Here is a 3,327-nt window from a genome sequence, read left to right on the forward strand (position 1 = left end):
TAGTTTGTTTGCAGCTCAAGAAGGTGCAAGACTTTTTGTAGGGAAAGGTAAAGTAGAAATTCAAGCGCAGGGTGATGGTGCAGATTTGATTGCACGTAAAGGCATTCAAATTATTTCAACTGAGGACAAAATTGAGTTTAAGAGTCCAAAGGAAATTACCCTTACAGCAGGTGGTTCTCAACTGAAAATTAATGGTTCAGGTGTATTTGTGACAACGGGCGCTATGTTTGAAGTGAAGGCAGGGCAGCATTTGTTTAAGCCTGGACAATCAATAAATGTAAATTTACCATTTACACCAGAAAGTGGAATATATAGTAGACGATTTGATTTTATAAATTTATTTAATGCTGAAGATGAAAAAATCCAATATAAAATTATAAATAAGACTAAAAAAACAGAAAGTATAGGATGGTTAGATAAAGACTATAGAACAGCTAGATTTTATAGTATGGATAGGGATGATATTGAATTAATTCTATATAATAATAAAAATGAAAATAATAAATTAAAATTGTACGAAAAAAAAATTAGTTTAAATCAGATGTCTGAGGAGTGTATATGTTCTGCAGATGAAGGTGAGCATCTTTGTGATGATGTTGAGAATAAAGAACACACAGGATTGGATTGTGATGAAGAATTGGAAAAAGACTTTATAGGTTTTGGAAAATGAATAAAATTATTATTATATTAACTTTGCTATATAGTGGGTGTGTTTTTTCAAAGGATCTTGTTGGGAAATATGAGTATAACTGGATAGAAAGTGATTTATGTGATAATAAATTTGAAATAAAATATACTGAAAATTATAAAAAAGCACGATCTATTAAAAAAAAATTGGGGTTTTTAGATTATTCCAGAAATTGGGTATATAACAATGATTATTGTTTAATAGTGGAAAGTAATAATAAAAAATATGTTGTGCGGCGTCTATTAGATAATTCTGACACATCAGCACTTTATATAGTATTTTCAACTGATAACGCATATGGAGTATATGGGAGATATCTTGAAGGAGTATGGGTTGTTGATAAGGCTTTTTATAAAAAGGTAGATATTGAATTAATGGAAATTCTTGATTTTTATTTATTGAAAAATAGTTGGATGAAATAATGAGTAATGTTGCTCCCGTATTTGGTAAAAAATTTGAAAGTAATCGATTTGGATTCATCTGTGCATTATCAAGAAAAGAAAGCCATAGTGATTTAACTAAGGATGATTCATTTTATGAACCTTGGACTAGCAGAGAAAACAACGATGGAACGGATAATAGGGCGGCTAGAACAAGTAAGAATCAATTCAATTATATGGGATTGTTCCAATTTGGAGATGCAGCGTTAAAAACAATTGAATATAAAGATGATCAAGATAAGTGGACAGGTTTAGATGGTGCTTATACAGAAAGTGACTTTTTATCATCAAGAAGTATTCAAATTAAGGCTGTAAATAGGTTAATTGATAAAACATGTAAATTATTACGCAATAATAATATAAATGAATATTATGGAAAAATTATAAATAGAATAGAAGTTACAGAATCGGGTGCAATTGCTGCATGTCATTTATTGGGGTTGGGAGGTTTAGCTGCATTTTTAAATGTTGATAAATTGAAATATAATAAGAAAGGTGAGTTACATAAGCAGTATGATGGTAATAATATTCATGTTTCTGAATATTTGAAACTATTTAACTACTATGATTTAGAGTCATGCTGTCCAAGGAAGATATATGTAAGTTTTTATAAAGGAAGTATCCCTGTTGTTGGTGAAAAAGTAGTTGTAAAATCAAAATACAATGGAAAATTGATTAATGAAGAAATGAAAGTCGAGTATTTTACGGACTCGAATGGTTTGTTGCCAGTAATAATACGCCATCCTGGAGCAAAAATAAATATTAGTATTGGAGATATTGAGTGCGAAGAGATAATTCAAGATAAGGTTAATATACAAAAATGTACTTTCAAAATGGATGAGAATTTTAAAATACAAGAAAAATTAGAAAGTGATAATAAGCCAGAGAAAAAAGATGTAGTTAATAAGACTCCTCAAGAGAATAGAGGTGGGGATGAGTTAAAAGATAATCACGTGCTAACAAAAATTGTAAATTTCAATATTAAGATTGTTGATCCGGATAGTAATAATGGAATTCCTAATTTAAAATATTTTATTGTTTATAAAGGAAAAGCGAAAGCACATTTAACTGATAAATTAGGTTTAGATAAAAATATTAAAGCTGAGGAGGGCCAAGATTTAGAATTTAATATGAGAGGCCATGATGATGAGTTGCAACCTTTTTCTCATTTTAAGGTTTCAGCATCAATGGAAGGTCAAACAATTACAATTAAACTCCCTGTACATTCCTTTAAATTAAAAATGATTCATATAAATACTGGATCTCCAGTGGTAGGTTTAAAATTTCAAATTGAATATAGAGATGGAATTGAAACACGTATATCAGATAAGAATGGACTTATAGACGTTAGAATGTTGACAGGATTTGTATATAGGCTTGTTGCAGGAGATTTAAAGGGGAAATTTGTCAGATGTGTAAAAAGTACTCATGAACAAGTGTTTGAAGTAAGTGATAATTATATTAAGTATAGTGATAAATTGATTAATTCTTCCCTAAAAAAAATAGACAATAAAAAAGATAATTCAAATAAAAATCAAGAAGCATCTATTTTTAAAGTTGATTTAAATGCAATTGGGAAAATCTTTGAAAAACAAGTTAATGTATATAAACCAGAAATTAAAGACACACATACAGAAATGAATGGGAAACCGCTAACTGTAATTGGTGGTACTACGAAATCGAGTGATACTGTAAATTATATTATTTATCCAGATGGTTCGATATCCAGAGAGAACGGAAGTGCATTAGGATATGCAGCATTTTATTTTGTTATAGATGACACCCCTGAATTAATTGGTAAGAGTAAAATTTATGTGGCTGATACATGGGAAAAGAAAGGGGTTAAAGGCAAAGGAAAATCTTATCTAGTAAGCATTCGTGAAATTTTTGGGGATAATGCTATAAAATACAAGGCACGTTGGACAAAATCCTTGAGTAAGGTAAATATTGATATATATAATGATACAACTCAGCAATTGAGATTTTGGATGTCAATGAATGCTTTTGCTGCTTATATAGGTGCTGTTTGTGTAACTGGAGGAATTTCTCGCTATAGTGGGTTTAGCACGGTAGATGGGGGGCCTGGAGATAGTAAAGAGCATATAAATGGTAATGTGGGTGACTTAGGTTATATTAGAACTGATCTTAGAAATGATTTAGGGAATAAATTCCCAGACCCTACTTATGATCATGATGCGA

The 3,327-nt window shown here is 30.2% G+C and carries 3 protein-coding genes; all 3 read left to right on the forward strand.

Annotated features, from left to right (window positions below; translation table 11 throughout):
- Positions 1 to 670: DUF2345 domain-containing protein (locus tag EXE10_RS20335; RefSeq protein WP_130114543.1), on the forward strand; the 670-nt coding region annotated here is incomplete at its 5' end.
- Positions 667 to 1,110, forward strand: a complete 444-nt coding sequence (locus EXE10_RS20340) for a hypothetical protein (RefSeq protein ID WP_130114544.1) — start codon at positions 667 to 669, stop codon at positions 1,108 to 1,110. The genes EXE10_RS20335 and EXE10_RS20340, both read left to right, overlap by 4 nt.
- Positions 1,110 to 3,327 (forward strand): hypothetical protein (locus tag EXE10_RS20345; RefSeq protein WP_130114545.1); only part of this gene is annotated, 2,218 nt, incomplete at its 3' end. The genes EXE10_RS20340 and EXE10_RS20345, both read left to right, overlap by 1 nt.

The organism is Acinetobacter sp. WCHAc060033 (assembly GCF_004209125.1).
Taxonomy (GTDB): Bacteria; Pseudomonadota; Gammaproteobacteria; order Pseudomonadales; family Moraxellaceae; genus Acinetobacter; species Acinetobacter wuhouensis.

Bases quoted from the DNA above. Each gene is read 5' to 3' on its own strand.
- EXE10_RS20340 (WP_130114544.1), top strand. From the start codon at position 667: ATGAATAAAATTATTATTATATTAACTTTGCTATATAGTGGGTGTGTT.